The organism is Rubinisphaera margarita, assembly GCF_022267515.1.
GTDB lineage: Bacteria > Planctomycetota > Planctomycetia > Planctomycetales > Planctomycetaceae > Rubinisphaera > Rubinisphaera margarita.
In genome coordinates this window covers 419,154-437,324 of the sequence record NZ_JAKFGB010000012.1, presented here as the reverse complement: position 1 = coordinate 437,324, position 18,171 = coordinate 419,154, and the positions used below count along the sequence as shown (strand labels likewise).

The 18,171-nt window shown below is 57.7% G+C and carries 12 protein-coding genes; all 12 read right to left on the bottom strand.

The window, feature by feature from the left end:
- Position 1: 1 nt before the first annotated feature.
- Positions 2 to 769: an SGNH/GDSL hydrolase family protein gene (locus L1A08_RS10260; RefSeq protein ID WP_238756291.1), complete on the bottom strand. Its 768-nt coding sequence runs from the start codon at positions 767 to 769 to the stop codon at positions 2 to 4.
- Between the two features lie 254 nt (positions 770 to 1,023).
- Positions 1,024 to 2,160 carry a serine hydrolase domain-containing protein gene (locus L1A08_RS10255; protein ID WP_238756290.1) on the bottom strand — a complete coding sequence of 379 codons (1,137 nt, stop codon included), beginning with the start codon at positions 2,158 to 2,160 and terminating at the stop codon, positions 1,024 to 1,026.
- Between the two features lie 42 nt (positions 2,161 to 2,202).
- Positions 2,203 to 2,535: an STAS domain-containing protein gene (locus L1A08_RS10250; protein WP_238756288.1), complete on the bottom strand. Its 333-nt coding sequence runs from the start codon at positions 2,533 to 2,535 to the stop codon at positions 2,203 to 2,205.
- Positions 2,536 to 2,698: 163 nt separating this feature from the next.
- A complete protein-coding gene (locus L1A08_RS10245) occupies positions 2,699 to 5,686 on the bottom strand; it encodes a valine--tRNA ligase (RefSeq protein ID WP_238756287.1) in 2,988 nt (995 codons plus the stop codon).
- A 156-nt stretch (positions 5,687 to 5,842) separates the two neighbouring features.
- On the bottom strand, positions 5,843 to 7,420 hold the full coding sequence (cimA, locus tag L1A08_RS10240) for a citramalate synthase (protein ID WP_238756283.1): 1,578 nt from the start codon (positions 7,418 to 7,420) through the stop codon (positions 5,843 to 5,845).
- A gap of 233 nt (positions 7,421 to 7,653) precedes the next feature.
- Complete coding sequence (locus tag L1A08_RS10235) at positions 7,654 to 9,384, bottom strand: DUF4340 domain-containing protein (protein ID WP_238756281.1); 1,731 nt, start codon at positions 9,382 to 9,384, stop codon at positions 7,654 to 7,656.
- Positions 9,385 to 9,458: 74 nt separating this feature from the next.
- On the bottom strand, positions 9,459 to 12,203 hold the full coding sequence (locus L1A08_RS10230) for a Gldg family protein (RefSeq protein ID WP_238756280.1): 2,745 nt from the start codon (positions 12,201 to 12,203) through the stop codon (positions 9,459 to 9,461).
- Positions 12,204 to 12,280: 77 nt separating this feature from the next.
- Positions 12,281 to 12,985: an ABC transporter ATP-binding protein gene (locus L1A08_RS10225; protein ID WP_238756279.1), complete on the bottom strand. Its 705-nt coding sequence runs from the start codon at positions 12,983 to 12,985 to the stop codon at positions 12,281 to 12,283.
- A 392-nt stretch (positions 12,986 to 13,377) separates the two neighbouring features.
- Entirely contained in the window at positions 13,378 to 14,793 is a 1,416-nt protein-coding gene (locus tag L1A08_RS10220; RefSeq protein WP_238756277.1) for a cytochrome c, read from the bottom strand.
- A 114-nt stretch (positions 14,794 to 14,907) separates the two neighbouring features.
- Entirely contained in the window at positions 14,908 to 16,185 is a 1,278-nt protein-coding gene (locus tag L1A08_RS10215; protein ID WP_238756276.1) for a dihydroorotase, read from the bottom strand.
- Between the two features lie 135 nt (positions 16,186 to 16,320).
- On the bottom strand, positions 16,321 to 17,322 hold the full coding sequence (locus L1A08_RS10210; protein WP_238756275.1) for an aspartate carbamoyltransferase catalytic subunit: 1,002 nt from the start codon (positions 17,320 to 17,322) through the stop codon (positions 16,321 to 16,323).
- Between the two features lie 107 nt (positions 17,323 to 17,429).
- A complete protein-coding gene (locus L1A08_RS10205) occupies positions 17,430 to 18,152 on the bottom strand; it encodes an alpha/beta hydrolase (RefSeq protein WP_238756274.1) in 723 nt (240 codons plus the stop codon).
- Positions 18,153 to 18,171 lie beyond the last annotated feature (19 nt).

Genomic DNA, 18,171 nt, shown 5'->3' with positions numbered 1-18,171 from the left:
TTCAGGCGTTCTGAACGGCCCGCAGCCATGACGAAGCCATGAGCGAAGCGCCGAAGGAACTGGGATGCACTCCGTCTCCCGCCCAATGTTCCGGCGGAGCATACTGAACCGCTTCGTCAAACACCGACTGGAACGGAACCCAGACGGTCTCGAACTCTTTGGCCAGTTTCGCGGCCGAGGCCCGGAACTTGTCGAATTCCGGGAACCACTTGTCGTTCACCGCGCCACATCGCAGTACAAACGGTTCGCAGATAACCAGCGTGACGTCCGGCAACGCTTCTTTCGTCCGCTGCAGCAATGCCCGATAGTCGTCCTCGTACGTCTTCACCGTGCCGTCGTACTTACCGTTGAGACGGTGCCAGATATCGTTCACGCCGATCAGAATGCTCAACACGTTCGGCTTGAGATCCAGGCAATCCTCATCCCACCGTTCGGCCAGCTGATGGACCTTATTCCCGCTGATCCCGCGATTGTAGATCGTCAACGAACTTCCCTGGGGACCGGTCAGCATGGAAGCTGCCGCCATCCAGGCATAACCGTTGCCCAGGCCCGGCTGCTTGTTCGGAGTGTCCGCCTGGTCCCGTTTGCGACCAGCGTCGGTAATCGAATCTCCCTGAAAGAGAATTGTCGTTCCCGGCTGGATGGCCGGGTTCTTCGACGATTTCTCGGCAGCCGTGCTCTCGCGCCCCGTCAGAAACAGACCGGCTGCTCCAGCTGCTACTGTTGACTGAAGAAACGACCGTCGCTGCACATTCGCTGAAGATCCCATCCGGGCTCGCCTTTCATCAGGAGAAGTTGTCAGTTCTTAGAACGATGATCGTCTTCAAACGAGGCGGACTTGTCAACGACGGTCGCGTCCGCTGACCGTTCTGGCGGCTAGCTAGAGCAAATTCAAAGTTCGACTGCAGACGTTTGCAGGAGCAAACTCGGCATGGCAGAGGATTGGCGCCCATGCGACTGCAGGAAAAGCATGAAAATGCTCTATTCTCACATCTGAGAGCGGGAAAAGCAGGGCACCGGGTCTCAGGTCGTTAGTTGTCGGTGAGCCTGAGACTGCTGAACCGCCGTGTGCACGAGGTTGGAAAGCCGGACCAGTTGAGAACGGGACTCGCTACTCGGAACAGTCGTGCAAATGACCGCGGCCGATTCCGCCTGCATGTCGATCCACATCAGGCAGCCGGTTGCCCCCCAGTGACCAACCACCAGGGGCGGGAGGCAATCGCCGAACGTCTCGGCATGCGACTTCCAGTTGTGGCGCCAGCCGAGCCCCCAGCTGCGAAATCGGCGTTCGCGTTTCGGCATCTCTTCGAAGAACTCGAGTTGCGGGGCACACATTTCCCGAACCGATGCCGAACTCAAAAGCTTGCCTGTCCCGTGATAACAGGCCAGCATTTCCCGGCAAAACGTCAGTACATCCGACGGCGTTGAAAGCATTCCTCCCCAAGGCGCACCGAGACTTCGCCAGTAGTCGGAGTTCCAGTGACCGGAACAATCTGCCTGTTCGCGTGGGAGCTGAACGTCGATGACACGCCGCAGAACAGCTGATCGCTGCGGCCCCTCAGCCGCCCCCAGAAATGTGTTGTGCATCTGCAGGGGTTCGAAGATCGTCCGTCGGACGAACTCAGGAAGAGGTTCTCCGGACAGCTGCTCAATCAGCCTTCCGAGCACGAGATAGCCCATGCTCTGATAGCGGGACCCTTTCCCCGGCGGATAGTCGAGCGGGACCTCGGTCGTGAGCCGATAGAACTCATCGAGCGGCGCTCTCTGATTTCTCAACTCCACGTTGCTGGGAAGCTGATCCGGCAATCCCGATGCGTGACACAAGAGTTGCCGAATCGTGATTCGTCGACGTTCGCCTCGGTTCCACTCGGGTAGAATCTCGCTGACTCGCTGATTCAGCGAAATGACGCCGGCTTCAACAAGCGACATTGTCGCGGCTGCAACCACGGGCTTCGTCAACGAGGCGACGAGAAACAGGCTTTGCTCGGTGACGGGTTCATCAGGCCGGGCGTTCCCTCGAAGAATCACCGGGGAATGCACGCGATTGAGGGCTTGAATTCCTACCGCGCCAAAGCAATCGTTATCGACAAGACTGGCGACGCGTTCAACGAGACTGCGCCACGCACGACGATTAGTCCAATCCTCTTCGGCGTGCGACATAGTTCATTCCGCGGACATCCAGAAACCGATCGTTGCAGGGGATCAGCCGGTGATGTCGACTTCGTGGACCTCGATCAGGGTGTCGAGTTTAGTAATCTCCAGCACGTCGCGAACATCGTCGGACGGATTGTAGATATGCACTTCAACGTCCAGTTTCCGCATCGCGGCAATCAATCCGAGCGTGCCACTGGGAATGAGCCGCACGCCGGTCAGATCGAACGCGAGAGTCTTGCAGTGATTTTCCTTGATCAGTTTAACCAGATCGTCCCGGCACTCCGCCAGGTTCAGATTGGCCAGCGCATCCTGGCCGCCGAAGCCGACAACCGTCAGAACTCCGGCCTGGTAAACCGTCAGACAACCTTCCTGGAATGCCATGGGGACGCCTCACTACGGGATGGAAAATGCCACAACTGTGACCGGTTAAGTTACCGTCCGAGACTACACTATACCAGATGATGAAACGGCGATTCCATCACAATCCCGCGCGGAATTCTCGTAATCCCCCCGGGCGACGCACATCCGCACAGGGCACGGCTGGTCAGATCATCCGCCTCAACTGCTCAATCACTTCCTGCACGCTGGCCAGTTGGCTCTTCTGATTCGCGAGCGTTTCCCGCACGTTGTTCACCACGTCGGCCGGGGCCTGACTGACGAACTTTTCGTTCTGAAGCTTCTTCTCATGACCGGCGACGAAACCGATGAGTTTCTTTTCCTCGGCTTCTTGTCGTTTCAGTTCGGCATGGAGATCCACCACACCTTCGAGCGGGATGTATCCGTCGATATCGCCAATTGTGAAGCTGGCCGAGCCTTCCGGCCGTTCGACTTCGGCACCGGCGGCTTCGAGCACCGTCTTCGCGAGATTGTCGAATTGACCGGCGACTGAATTCATTTCGCTGGCAATCTCAGCTGAAGCCCGCATCCTCAACTTGAGTGGAGTGGCCGGCGAAATACTGTAGACCGCCCGAACGTTGCGAACGGCAACAACAGTTTCCTGCAGACGTTCGAAACGCGATTCGACATCGGCGTTGATCCAGCTCTCGGGAAGCTGTGGCCAGGCCGCAATGATGGCGGCATCTTCTGCGGCGACCGGCTCGGGCAATCCGCGTTCGGGAGCCAATTCGCCCAGCCGCTGCCAGAGTTCTTCCGTCACGAAAGGAACAAATGGGCAGAGAAGTCGCAGCAGATTATCGAGCACGGCCACGAGCACACGCTGTGCTTCCGGCTTCGCTTCCTCGTCTCGTAGTCGCGGCTTGATCATCTCCAGATACCAGTCGCAGAACTCATTCCAGGTAAAGTCCCGCAATGTCCGGGTCGCCATGTCGAACTGGTACCGTTCAAGGCAGGTCGTCACTTCACCAGCGACCTTGGACAACCGGCTCAGAATCCATTTGTCTTCCAGCGGAAGCGAGCTGACATCGACCGGGCCCGGCTTATAACCCTCGAGGTTCAACATCGCGAAGCGAGCGGCGTTCCAGAACTTGTTACAGAAGTTGCGGCCGTATTCGAATCGCTCCGAAACCATTCTCGCGACCGATTCCCCTTCGTCCGGCTCGAAGTTCGGGCTCGAGTACTGCAACTCGTGTTTACTACGAGGGAACTTGATACGAGGCTTCACGCCATCAACCGGTTTGGCTTCCGTATGTTCCTGCAACTGCGGAACCACTTCGCCCGTCTCAGGATCCTCGTAGCCGACTGGCAGCTTGACGTCCTGTGTTTCCCCGGCCAGTGAAGCCAAAGTGAAACGGACCGCATCGGTGCCGTACTTGTCGATCAGATCCATCGGATCGACACCGTTGCCCTTCGACTTCGACATCGTGCGGCCGAATCCATCGAGGATTTTTGGATGGATGCAGACATGGGAGAAGGGGATATCGCCCATGTTGTACAGGCCGGTCAGCACCATGCGGGCGACCCAGAGCGTGATGATATCGCGGCTTGTGACGAGGACGGAACCCGGATAGAAGAAGTCAAGAACGTCGTTATTCCCAATGGAGGGAGCGGCTTCGCCGTTCAACGGAGGATTCTGTTCCTGATTCGGCCAGCCAAGAGTCGCATGGGGCCAGAGAGCCGAGCTGAACCACGTATCAAGAACGTCGTCATCCTGACGGAGCTCATGATCCGGTCCCAGAGCGTTGGGATCGAGGTCAGTTTCCGCACAAATCAGCCAGCAGCGGTCCTCATCGTCGCGACGGTAAGAGACATCCTCGCGAGCTGCGAACGCCTGCTTGAGGTCGTTTTCAGAACATGTCTCACAATACCAGATCGGAATCCGGTGACCCCACCAAAGTTGACGACTGATACACCAGTCCCGCTTCTCGCCCAGCCAGTCGAGATAGGTCTTTGTGTATCGCGAAGGAAAGAACCGGACGCGATTGTCTTCGACGGCATCAATCGCCTTCTGCGCCAGTTCGTCCATCTGAACGAACCATTGGTCCGACAGATACGGCTCAATGGGCGTCTTCGAACGATCGCTGTGTTTCAACGGAATCGGACGCTCTTCGACCTTCTCGAAGTACCCCTGTCGCTCCATCTCGGCGACGATCTGTTTACGGGCATCGAGACGATCCTGTCCCTGAAAATCGCCACCATTCTCGTTGAGCGTACCATCCGAGTTGAGGATGTTGATCATCTCGAGTTGATTGCGCAGTCCACAGGCGTAGTCATTGGGATCGTGCGCCGGAGTCACTTTCACGCACCCGGTCCCCAGTTCTTTGTCCGCCAGCAGAGCATCGGCGATAATCGGAATCAGCCGGCCATTGAGCGGAATCTTCACCTTCTTCCCGACAAGATCGGTATAGCGTTCGTCACTCGGGTGAACGCACATCGCGGTATCGCCCAGCATCGTCTCCGGTCGCGTCGTCGAGAAAAACAACTTTTCGCCCGTCGGAGCGCCTGAGTCATCGACGACCGGATAGTGGAATGTCCAGAAGTGCCCGGCGACTTCCTCGGTGAAGACTTCATCGTCGGCAACAGCGGTCTGGAGGAACGTATCCCAGTTGACAAGACGCTTGCCGCGATAGATCAGTCCGTCGCGGAACAGCTTGAGGAACGTCCGGCGAACCGCAGCCGAACAGACATCGTCGAGCGTGAACCGCGTTCGTCGCCAGTCGCAACTGCTGCCGAGCTGCTTGAGCTGGTTGAGAATCCGTTTCTCGTACGAGTCTTTCCACTTCCAGATGCGATTGACCAGTGCTTCGCGGCCGATGTTGTGCCGCGTGAGCCCTTCCTGCTCGAACATCCGCCGTTCGACCACTGCCTGGGTGGCGATCCCGGCGTGATCGGTCCCCGGCATCCATAAGGCTTCGAAGCCCTGCATCCTTCGCCAACGGGTCAGCAGGTCCTGAATCGTCCCGTTGAGGGCATGCCCCATGTGCAACGCTCCGGTGACGTTGGGGAGCGGTATCATGATCACGTGCGGCTTCTTGTCGGGATTCGGCTCCGCATTGAAGTAACCCCGCTCTTCCCAGAACGGATACCACTTCGCCTGACTGTCTTTCGGTTCGTACTGCTTGGGAATTTCAGCCATCGGGATCACTATTATTGGACCGGAGAGAGCTCGCCGGAAGTGTTGAAAATGTATCAGAAGCCGATCAGTCGCCGCATTGTAGAAGGTCGCGGAGCAGGGCAAAAGGGCGGGGCGGCCCGGGTTTGCTTCCCCGAAAGCCGCCTCGTTCTCCGTTCGTCAATTGGTCGGCTCGAACTGACCTTCGTCTTTGTAGAGCTTGTACTCCACGCTATCGACAAGAGCGAGCCAGCTGGCTTCGATGATGTTGGTGCTTACGCCAATCGTACTCCAGACATCCTTTTCATCCTTGCTTTCGATGACAACTCGCACGCTCGCCGCGGTTCCGCCAGCCGAATTGATGACGCGAACCTTGTAATCGACCAGTTGCATCGAACTGAGCCCCGGATAAGCCGGAATCAGAGCTTTGCGAAGGGCGTTGTCCAGAGCGTTGACCGGACCGTCTCCCTCGGCAACGACATGCTCGACCTGGTCGTTGACCTCGAGCTTGACGGTCGCTTCCGTTTCCGGCAGCCGCGCCTTGTCGGTCTCGACGTTTACACGGTAGTGGATCCGCGTGAATTTTGGTGTATAAGTCTTAGCGACCTTCTTCACGAGCAGATCGAACGACGCCTCCGCCGCTTCGAACTGGTAGCCGGCGTACTCCATCTCTTCGACCCGGGCGAGAATCTCTTTCATCAGCGGGCCGTTCTGATCGATCTTGTACTTTGTCGTCTTGGCGGCAATATTCGAGCGTCCCGACAATTCGCTGACGAGAATCTTCCGCGAATTGCCAACGATTTCCGGCTGAATATGTTCATAGCTCGAAGCGAGCCGATTCACCGCATGCACGTGCATGCCCCCTTTATGGGCGAAGGCACTGCTGCCAACGAATGCCTGCCCCGAGCGGAAGTTCATGTTCGCCAGTTCATAGACGTAGCGTGACAACTCCGTGAGATGCTCCAGGGCTCCGTCATCGAGCGCCTGGTAGCCTTTCTTGATCACCAGATTCGCGATCGTACTGATCAGGTCAACGTTCCCACAGCGTTCCCCGATTCCGTTAATCGTCCCCTGAACCTGAACCGCTCCGGCATCGACGGCACGGATCGTATTGGCGACGGCGACATCGGAATCGTTGTGGCAGTGAATTCCCAGCGGGGCGCTAATCACCTGTCGGGCAGCCGTGACCGCTTCTTCAATTCCCTCCGGAAGTGTTCCGCCGTTGGTATCGCAGAGGCAGACGGTTTCCGCACCGGCTTCAGCGGCGGCCTGAATGGTTTTCAGCGCGAACTCCGGATTGTTGCGGTAACCATCGAAATAATGCTCGGCGTCGTAGATGACCTTTCGTCCTTCGGCGACGAGAAAGGCCACCGAATCGCGAATCATGGCCAGGTTCTCTTCTTCAGAAACACGCAGAACCTCGGTGACATGCAGGTCCCAGGTTTTCCCCACGACCGTGCAGGTCGACGTGCGAGCATCGCGGAGAGCCAGCAGTCCGGTGTCTTTCTCGGCGGCGATCTCCTTCTTGCGGGTCATGCCGAAGGCCGTGATGCGAGCATGCTTCAGGTCCATATCCGCGACGCGCTGGAAGTATTCCGCGTCCTTCTGATTCGCCTGAGCGAACCCGCCTTCAATAATGTCGACACCCAGTTCATCGAGTTTGCTGGTAATCAGCAGCTTGTCCTGCAGAGAGAAGTTGACGCCTTCTCCCTGGCTGCCGTCTCGAAGCGTGGTGTCGTAAATCTGAATGCGGGCCATGAAATTCTCCGAAGCCGTGAGGCCAGAAACAAAAAAATCCTCTCAGGTGGTGACCTGAGAGGATTAAGTTATGCATGAACAATCCCAGCGTCACCCTACAGGGCTGAGCGAATAATCACACCAATAATGATGCCGCTGGAAGTTACGATCGGACTGTCTCCGTTGGGGGTTGTTGTTGGGAATACTCTATTGAGTGACCCGACCAACGTCAACGGGTTCGGCCAAATTGAACGCTACTCCGACGTTCCGGCCGGGGATGATGTCGTTGTACCAGCCGGAGCCGGTGTTGAAGTGCCACTCGGCGGCGTCGGCGAGGTGGCCGGCTCTGGAGTGGAGGTCATTTCCGGAGCAGCGCCCGTCGTCGCCGGAGCCGGCTTCGTCGACGTTCCTGCCGGCTTGGACGTCCCTTCCGGTGTGCTTACCGCCGGTGGAGTAGTTGTGCCTGCGGGCGTTGAAGTCGCTTCCGGCGTGCTGATGACGGGAGGCGTCATCGCCGGCGGTTGCGTGGTCGCGTCCGCTTCGCCAGGCGTTTTCGGCTCCACCAGATCTTCACGGCTCTTGTCGAGCTTGTCGAAACTGGCGGCGTCGATCACATAGTACCAGTCGGCGAATCGCTGATTGAGTTCCTGAACCCGCTTCTGACCGGCTTCCAGTTTCTCGTTGTAAGCCGCGAGGTCCTCTTCATACTGCTTCAGTTCCGCTTCGTACTTCTGCTGCGGAGTCTGTTCACCTTCAGCGGCAGCTTCTGCATCCTCGGGCGGGGCAGTCGGTTTCTCGGGAGCGGCCCCAAGAACAGTCGGATCAAACTGGACCGTGATGAACAGATAACGGCTCTTCTTCAGATCGTCGCTCTCTGCGTCGCTCCCGGCAGCTTCAGCATCTGCGGAAGCTGCTTCGCCCTGACTGGCCGATCCAACTTCGATATCGAACTCGTCGCCGGTGAACACCTCGCCGAAGCGAAGGACATAGACAACACCCTCCTCAGTCACGGCTGCCAAATCGCCTTCGTTGGAGAAGAGCTCGGCCCCGCCGTCCTGCGTCGGAACAATGTAGTAACCTTTGCTCTGCAGATCGATCATGGTGCGGGTGTCGCCGGAAACGGAACCCGAGATCTTCAGGTCGGAACTCAGCCCCTGAGGTTTCGGCCGCACACCGACGATCTTCAGGTCATCCAGAGTGGAGACAACCGTGTTGACCGTCGCAGTCTTGACCTGCTCGGTCTCCTCATTGAGCTCCGCCAGTTTCCAGGGATCGGAACTGTCGCTCCGTGTCAGCTCGAGAATGTCGTTGAAGACAATCCGCTGACTCGTCTCATCGACCGAGTAGTCCTTGATAAGGATCTCCCGCAATTTATTCCGTTCAATCTGAAGGAGATCGGGCTCGATCCACTCCCCGAATTGCGTCGACAGATCAATATCCAGTTTGGTGATGTAGGTGATCTTTTCGTCGGGCTTTCGCACGTAGTAAGAACCACTCTGACCTTCCACCTCGTTGCCGATAATCAGGTCGACCAGCGTCTTGTCACCTTTGGTCAATGTGAGTCGATCGCCGCGGCCTTTCAGCGAGTCCGCTCCGTCTGCCAACGGATCGACCACGCCGAGGCGGGCAAAGTCGAGTTCCGACTCCCCGGCCACCGCGCCTCGTTCTACGCCAGCCAGCGAACCGGCCGTCTTCACGAGCTGATCTTTTCCATCGGCGGGATAGTTGTAATGAGACGGAATCCGCCATTCGTTATTGGCGAACTTCACCTCGAATGGCTTAATCTCAGCCGTGTCGTTGTTATAGGTGATAACCCGAATGCCAGTGGCTTCCGTCGGATCGTTGAAGTCGGCGAAGAAGGGTTCGCCAATCTTCGCCGCATCCTGGCGGTTCATCTCCTGCGTCTGCATGCCGTCCCAGACGGCCAGCCCGAGGCAGACCACGGCTGCAACCACGTAAATTCCAGTGCGAGTTTTGTTATCCATCAGTCGTATCAACCTCGTTCAGGAAGTTGTTAAATCAGCAAGGTGTCCAGAGCAATTACACGAGGGCGAAACGGCTACCCCCGGTGCACGCGACGTTCATCGATGATCGAACGACGTTCGCTCTGCAGTCGCGACATGCCGATGAGGAGTCCGAGAATCAGAGCCGGCAGCGGCGGTAACACGATCGCCCAGAAGCGGAACTGACCTTTCACGGCAGAAATCTCACGTTCCGAGCTGGATTTGATCGCTTCGATCTGTGCTTCGGCTTCGCGTTCGATGTCGACCGTGTCGACTTCCAACTTTCGTGTCTGAGCGGTCTCAAGCATGCGAATCTGACGCTGCTTGGAGCGTTGATCCAGGTTCGGATCGTTCTCGATTCTCTCGATCTTCTCCTGAAGTTCCGATCGGGCCGCTTCGAGCCGTTCCGCTTCCTGCTCGCGAGCTTTCTCTTCCGCTTCACTTCGCTTTTCCACAGCCTGCGAAGTCAGCGATTCGACCCAGTCGAGCGTCCTCGCTTCGTCCTGACGGCTGCGGAGAGCCAGAAACTCGTCTTCTCCCGCCAGCGAATCGACACAATTCAGAACGAACTTGATGTTGTCGAGCTTGAGCTCGACGTTCAGGGCCTGAATGCTCTGCCGTTGAGCGAGATCAAAGATGCCGTCGGAAATGAGGTCGATATCGGCCACGAAAATCGCATCGATTTTCGGGCCACCCGAGTTCTCGCTATCTGCCTTCGACTTCACACGGGCGGAGACCACGTGAGCAAACTCATCGTCGGATCGCGGTGGGTTATCGTTCAGTGTCATCCCGAAGATCGGATTCTGAACCACGAGATTATCAAACTGCACGATTCCGGAGTTTGCGGCGCCGGTCCGGAGCAGGGGCGTGAACTCCACGCCCGCGTTCTCGCGGCGGACGACCGTTCCGGAGTAGTAGACCAGCAACTGCTGAAGTCCAGCCGTGACCTGATCGTCATTGGCGAAGGCTTCGCGGGCGTTGCGTTTGCTGTAAATGAAGACGGCTTCCGGGCCTAGCAGCTCTTCAATTCGAGGCAGCGGCGATTCGCGATCGTACACGATCTCGCCGTTCTGCCAGGCGATCTGCATGGTATTCATCAGCGAGGTCAGCTGTCCGCCATCGGCCTTGGGCTCCGACGGCTGCTGCTGCCCAAACATCCCGCCGCCCTGAGCCGGCTTGTCCATCCGGGGAGCCAGATTGATATTGAACATCGGCATCGGGTCGTCGAAGATCAGCGTCGGGTTGCCGTTCTCGACATAAGCCACGAAGTTATCCATCTGGGGCTGTGTCAGAGATGAGGGTAGAATCGCGATAAGCACGTCGTACTTACCCTCTTCAACGGGCTCATCTGGAGAGACTTCTTCGACTTCGTACTGTTTCTTCAGCTCCGTCACAATCCGCCATTCCTGCTGAGAACGGAAGGTGTTGGAGTCGAAGCCGCCCGTCACACTCGCGTCGGTCTTCAGAATCCCGACGGTCAGACGCTCTTCCTGAGAGACCGTCTGCAAAGAGCTTGTCAGTTCATATTCGACCGAGTTGCCCAGATCGAAGAACGGAATAATAACTTCGTCGTAACCGCTGCTGACGCGAGCCCCGAGGAAGATGTCTTCGATCTTGATCTCGCCATTCCGTTCGGTCTGCACCGAGCGTGATTCGATCCCCAGGTAGCGGGCCTGTTCGGCTTCGGCGCTGTAAGGCTCCACGTTGGTGATCCGCACGTTCAATTTCGAGCCACCACGGTGAGCCAGTTCCCGTAGCGTACCGATCAGGTTCTGATGAACGGCGACATACTCTTCAGGAACAGACGGGCTGACAAACGCCTGAATCGTGACCGGGCGAGAGGCGTCGAGCTTCTTGATGACGTTATTGGTAACGTTCGACAGCGTGTAGAGGTTGTGTTCGGTGAAGTCGAACCGGCCGATCGATCCGATTGAGATCGAGGTCACGCTGGCGACAATCACGAGCAGAGAAATCGAGCGGACGGCGAACTGCCAGCTCATCGAATTCGAGGCTTCTCCCGTGTGCCAGTGACGGCGGGAAATGATGATGTAGTTCAGATAAAGGAAGAACACGGTCATCAGCACGAAGTAAACCGTGCCGGCCAGTGGCAGGATGCCAAGAGCAAAGTCACTGAGGTGATGCCCGACCGTCAGAGCATCCATGGCCCCCGGCTGGGGCACCAGACGGGCGACTTCTGCCGGAGCCATACCGAACGTCCGCAGAAAAGCGGCCAGGCCGGAAGCGACGACGTTCGCGACGTAGGAAATGAAGACGGGAATGCTGCAGAAGATCGCTCCCAGCACGAACGCGACGGCCGAGTGACTGGTCAGCGATGAGGCGAGCATGCCCGCGCTGATGAGCGCCCCACCAGCCAGCCAGTAACCGAGATAGGTCGTGAACTGCACGCCCAGATCGGGATTGCCGATCAGGCTCAGCATGATCAGATTCGTACAGGAAAACAGCAGTCCGACCGTATACACGGCAAAGATCGACAGGAACTTTCCGAGCAAAATCTCGAAGTCTGTCGCCGGGAGCGTGAACAGCAATTCGTCGGTTCCCAGCTTCCGCTCATCCGCCCAGCAGGTCATCGTGAGAGCAGGAATGAGAAACACGAGCAGGGCAGGGAAGTTCTCGGTCAGTTGATCGAGAGTCGCGTGATTGCTGGCAAAGAAGTCTGACGAGAACGCCAGAGCCGCAGCGATCACCACAAACGCCACGATGACGACATAGCCCAGCAGGCCAGAGAAAAATGACGCGAGATTTCTCGCAAAAACCGCTCGTACAACATGTCCGCGTACCATACGGCAACAACTCCTCTATTGATATCTCAGCAGGTGCAACGGGATTCAGCAGCAACACAGCGCTTGCCGTGGCCTTCTCAGGCCGTCAGTTCCCGAAATCGTTCTTCCATGGCCGTTACCCCTTCCGCGAGGGAATCGATCGGACCATCAAGAACAACGCGACCGTTATTAATCAGAATCACACGACTGCACATCGCCTGGACTTCGGCCAGAATATGCGTCGAGAGCAGAATGGTTTTGGACTCGGCGAGACTGAGAATCAGCTCGCGGGCCTGGTGAGTCTGGTTCGGATCCAGACCGCTCGTCGGCTCATCGAGAATGAGCACACTCGGGTCGTGCAGAATGGCCTGCGCCATCCCGACACGCTGACGAAACCCCTTTGAAAGCTTGCCGACCGGCTTCTCCCAAACCGTTCCCAGCGAACAGCGATCAACGACGTAATCGATCCGCGCTTTGAGGTCACCCTCCGACATCCCGCGTATCCGTCCGCAGTATTTCATGATCGCCTTGGGCGTCATCTCCGCGTAAAGCGGACCGTTCTCCGGCAGATAGCCAAGGACGCTGGCCGCTTCGAGTCGCTCATCGAAGACATCATGGCCTCCGATGCTCGCCCGACCGCGCGTCGGAGCCAGGAAGCCGGTCAACATCTTCATCGTTGTCGACTTGCCCGCTCCGTTGGGCCCGAGAAATGCAACCACCTGTCCCCGGGGGACGGTGAAGGTCACATCAGAAGCGGCGATGAATTCGCCGTAATGTTTGGTCAAACCGTCCGCGGAAATCATCGCTTGATGACCCGCGTCGCTCCTGGCACTGTTCGGTTCCGGAATGGTAGCCGTGTTCATCAGGAATGAGCTCTCCCGTGTCTGGTGTCCATCAACGACTGGTTTCTACCGTGAAACGCCCCTTCGACACTTGGGAGGCTCTGCCATAGTGGCAGCGAAGCTCCGCGCGGGCAGACGTCGGCTGCCCGGTCGATGGTCGTCGTAATCGGCATAACTGTAGCAGGTTGCGTCGAAGCCTGTCGCCTCCGCAGACTGCCTGTTCCTGTCAATACGACAAGAAGTCAGTTGTCGTGGGAGAGAAACGCAAGAAGCGTGCCGGGCGGAAGTTGCAGCTTAGGAATCCGCTCGGACGGAGCGAACCCTGTTATCTCGCACTGAGAGGAACGTCGACCTCAGTTCGACGACAACGTCAGATCGTCCTCAGAAATCTGCGGATAATCCCCGGCCAGATAAAGCAGATAGTTGACGAGATCCCAGATCTCCGCTTCCGAAAGCCCCGACATACCATAAGCCGGCATCGGGGTTCCCTTCACACCTGCATACACACGACGGTAGATATCGACCGGATCGCGGCCTCCGTGGAAGACGCCGTACGTGAGATCCCGCGGCTTAACCGGATGGCCCCAGGCATCGTGCAGCCCCGGTCTGTCGTAGGAAGAACCATCCCGCCGCTTGTGAAACTGTTGCGTCTGCGAGCCGTCGCCGCGACCGGTCTCGCCGTGGCAGCTCGCACACTGCCCGGACTTGGACAAATAAATCCGCCGACCATTCGCGAGCGAGGTCACATTCGCATCGGCCTGCGATGGCTCCAGCGGATCGGGCCGAGCCAAAGTCGGCTTCACGACATTCGACTTGGCGTCCCCCTGTTCCCACTGCCGACAAATGCGGGCGATCTCATCAAGGAAGATCTCAGGCAGATCGTCAGCGACATAGTCGGCCAGATCTTTCGAGACCTCCGACATCTTCCGGTCTGCGACGGCCGTTCTGGAGAAATCGATCGAGGCATCAGTTGCGACTGAACGTTCGACTTCTCCGCGAATCGCCAGGTACTTCGCATAGTCAATGATCTGATCAATCTCCTGATTAGCGAGAGCTTTGAACGCCGGCATTCCGGTCCCGGCGATCCCCTCTTTGATCGTTCGCCGCAAGTCCTTCGTACTCGCCTTGTGGCCGATCGAGGTGGAGGTGTACTTCAGCAGGCCATATCGAAAATCTCGCGGCTTCGGATTCAGAATCTGCGATTGCGGACCATCTCCAGCTCCACTGACTCCATGGCAAGCCGCGCAGTGGCGCGTATACAGCGTCTGTCCGGTCACCAGCTGATGCGTCGGCCGGGCCACGATCTTGACCGGCTCTGTCGCTTCGTTCGGCAGTTCCTCCTTCACCTGCACTAAGCCCTGTGAGCTGGTATAGGACTCAACCGTTAGTACGGCGGGAAACTCAAGAGAAACATCGCCGGACGAGACGACACGCAGTTTCTCACCGGACTGGAGCTGCGAACCCCCTGCGAGCGCGGCTCGCCATTGAGAACCCGACTCGCCGGTGGCTGATTCACGTTCCAGCGTTCCATTGACACCACCCCAGTTGAGCGGGGCCTCGAGGGGAACGTGCAGGTTCTTCAACGTGCCGAAATTCTGCTCCATCTCTCCGCTCACGGCCTTCTGAGCTTCGGGCAGCAACGTCTTGGTGAGCGGATCAGCTGTGAACTCAGGTTCGGCGCGACGACCACAGCCGGAAAGCAGGGACACAGTCAGCGCAGCCAGAACGAGCCTATCGATAAGCGAGCGAGATTTCTTCGAGCAGGTCATTGGTTCAGCACCTGGATGAGCGGCATTACAGTTCATCCAGGAATTGTAGGTGAATGACGGCCTGCGTCAGCCGTTCTCCCGCGATGTGCGACAAGTTGTCAGCGAAGCTGATTGTCAGACGTCGGAAAATCGCAGTTCGCCGCCTACCAGAACGTGAGCAATTTTCCCCGACAGTTCCATATCAGCAAACGGCGTTCGTCGTCCCTTGCTGCGGAAGGTGTGCGGATCAATCCTGGTAGTCGGACGCGGATCGATGATGGTGATATCCGCCACGCGATCGACATCGAGCACACCGGCATCCAGCTCGAGAATACGCGCGGGATGAACAGTGAGCTTTGCCAGCAGTTCGGCCCACGAGAGAATCCCGGTACTGATGAGCCGCGTAATGCAGGCTGGCACCAGCGTCTCCAGGCCAACGACGCCGAACGGTGTCTGGTCGAGCTCGCAGGTGATCTTCTCTTCGGCATAAGGCTGATGATCACTCGTGATGACATCGATCGTGCCATCCTTGAGTCCCTCAATCAGACATTCGATATCGGCCTCAGTCCGGAACGGAGGATTCACCTTGTACTTGGAGTGAAAGGTCTGCAGATGCTCGTCGCGGAAGAAGAGATGATGCGGCGTGACATCGGCCGTCACACGAACCCCTCGCTCCCGGGCTCGACGAATTTGCTCGACGCCTTCCCCGGTCGAAACGCCCATAAGGTGCAAACGACCGGCCGTCATTTCCGCCAGCGTGAGATCACGATGAATCATGATCGTCTCGGCTGCGGCTGGCATGGGCGGCATGCCCATCAGCGTCGAATAGAAGCCTTCGTGCATCAATCCGCCGGCCACCAGTTCGGGAACCTGAGGATGATGGAAAATCGGCCGATTCATCATCGCGGTATATTCGAGAGCGCGACGCATCACCTCGGCACTGGCGATTGGCTGCTTGGCGTCGCTGAATGCTCGGGCTCCGCCATCAACGAGTTGCCCAATCTCCGCCAGTTCCTGACCTTCCAGTTGTTTCGTGACAGCTCCGATCGGCACGACGCGACAGTTCCCAGCTCGGCCTGCCTGCAAAATCACAAACTCCGCGGCGGCCCGACTGTCGACAGGCGGATCGGTATCGGGCATACAGGCGATCGTGCTGAACCCCCCCGCCAGAGCAGCCGCCGTTCCCGATTCGATCGTCTCGTCTTCTTCGTTTCCCGGCTCCCGCAGGGAAACCCGCATGTCAATCAGACCCGGTGCGACGATCATGTGGGAAGCATCGATCACCTGATCGACCTGGGCTTCACTGGAACCAATCGCGGCCACGTGGCCATCGCGAATCAGCACCGACGTGACCTCATCGCGACCGCTGGCCGGATCGATGACGCGTCCGTTCTTAATCAGAATACTCTTCATGGGGAGGGCCTGTGTTGTCTCCGCTTAGGGCCGAAGACCGCCAGTTTCGTCCGGATTCCGCAGATGCGCAATCACGCACCATTAACGGCGTAGAAGTATGAGAAATTCCGGTGCGTCGGAAACGCACCCTGCAGATCAAATCAGAGTCATATCGACCGGAGCCGGACTCGATGACAGTTCCTGCTGTCGACGGTGCAGCAGATACAGCGCGGCCATTCGCACAGCCAGTCCATTGCTGACCTGATCCAGAATCACGGAGTGACTTCCATCAGCCACGAACGGCGTGATTTCCACACCACGATTGATCGGTCCGGGAGCCAGAATGACGACGTCTTCACGCGCCCGGCTCAATCGGCTCGCGTTCATTCCGAACAGATGGGCATACTCGTGAATCGAAGGGAAGAAAGCTCCCCGTTGCCGCTCGAACTGAATTCGCAACAGATTGACGCAGTCAACCCTCGGAATCACATCATCAAGTGAGTAGGACACTTCGACGCCCAGCTCTTCAATTCGCGGAGGAATCAGTGTCGCCGGACCGCAGACGATGACATGGGCTCCGAGCTTGGTCAGACCCCAGATGTTTGATCGAGCCACTCGGGAATGGCGAATATCTCCAACGAGCGCGACGGTTCTTCCCGCCAGATCGCCACATTGTTCGCGCATGGTCATCAGGTCGAGCAATCCCTGAGTCGGATGCTCATGAGTTCCGTCGCCCGCATTCAGGACGGCCGAGTCGAGCCGCTGAGAGAGGAACATCGGAGCCCCCGGCGTCTTGTGTCGAACCACCATCAACGAGACGCCCATCGCTTCGATATTACGAGCCGTATCGAGGAACGATTCCCCCTTGGAAAGGCTGCTGCCAGAAGGTGAGAAGTCGACGGTATCGGCGGAGAGTCGCTTTGCGGCCAGTCCAAAACTTGTGCGAGTGCGCGTCGAAGGCTCGAAGAACAGGTTACCGACCACAACGCCATTCAGCAGCTTCAGCTTGGTGTGGCCTTCGTTGGCGAGTCGTTTGAACTCGGCCGCCTGATCGAGAATCAGCGTGATCTCATCGGCGGAAAGATGTTCCAGTCCCAGGAGATGACGCTGGGTCCAGCGGACCGGGCCGCTTTGAAAGTAGTCTTTGAACGAAACCATGCTGCAGTGTCTGTCCTCGATCCGTTAAGGTCTCTTCATCATCGATTCTAATCGGCCCGAGGAACAGCGTCGAGTAACTGAGGCAGACTTCGTTCCTTCCCCGCAATTCAGCTGCTTGCCAGCCCCTTCAGGAGGGCTGCAGTCTGGTTGAGTGCTTCGTAAGGAATGGTGTGCGGCCCGTTGAAGGGGAGGAACTCGACTTCCTGCCCCGACGCGTTTAGTAGATCTCGCAGAATCAAAGCCGCTTCAAATGGCAGAATCTGGTCCTGGCGTCCATGTGACTGAAAGATTGGAAGACCCGGCTTCCCGACAACCAGCTCCCGCCATTCGTTGAGACAGATCGTTGTACCGGAAAAGAGACAGAGACCGGCGGGCGTGGCCGAATGCCGCATGAACAGATCAGTCGACAGCATCGCCCCCTGCGAGAAGCCGCCCAGAACCAGTTGATGAAACTCTTTATTCGCCTCGCGACACAGAGCCCCCAGAAAATCGAGGTAAAGCTCGCGAGCTTCGCGCAGTCCCGGAGGCTCGGTATTGACGAGTTCCTCGATCCGATTCGTCTCCAACATCTGCTGGAGTCTCATCATATTGATCTCCCACCACGCACGGCCGCCAGGCATTCCCATGTGTTCCAACGAGAGCGGAGCGGCGGGAAAAACGAACGCCACCTGCCCGACGAGCTCATCGTCGATCTGAAACAGTTCTTCACCAAGTGCCACCAGATCGGTTCCCGGTGCTCCGAAGCCGTGAGCAAACACCGCCAGAATTTTCGCCGTTTCCGGATCCCCCTGAACCCAACAGTTCAGCGGGCCAATCTTCGTTTCGTGCATCGTTCGCATATTCCTTGAG